Below are 358 nucleotides of genomic sequence, written 5' to 3' on the forward strand. Positions count from 1 at the left end.
GACCCGCATCACGTTGATGCCGTAGGACTCGTTATCCAGCTTGAAGGTGACCCATTGCAGGATCGGATCTTCGGAACCCTGTGCAGACGACGACTTATTCATACCCTGACCCCTCAAATAACCGTTGAAAACGGCGTGTGTTCTGTGTGGCCACGCCCGACGGACGCGGCCTGTTGTTGGTTTACTTCGGCTTGTGGGCCGCTTGACTGATCGCCATCTGCTTGGCGCCACCGGTGGCGATCAATTCCGCCAGTTCGGCAACATCGAGCAAGGCGCACATATGTTCAATCACCGTGCCGGCCAGCCACGGGCGTTGGCCACGGTGACTGCGCCACTTGATTTCATTGGGGTCCAGGCG

The 358-nt window shown here is 58.4% G+C and carries 1 pseudogene; it reads right to left on the reverse strand.

What is annotated here, in order from left to right:
• Nucleotides 1–102, reverse strand: a pseudogene (locus tag NR111_RS18910) (chemotaxis protein CheW); the annotation flags it as partial.
• Nucleotides 103–358 lie beyond the last annotated feature (256 nt).

The sequence above is a fragment of the Dietzia sp. Die43 genome, assembly GCF_024519835.1.
Lineage (GTDB): Bacteria > Actinomycetota > Actinomycetes > Mycobacteriales > Mycobacteriaceae > Dietzia > Dietzia kunjamensis.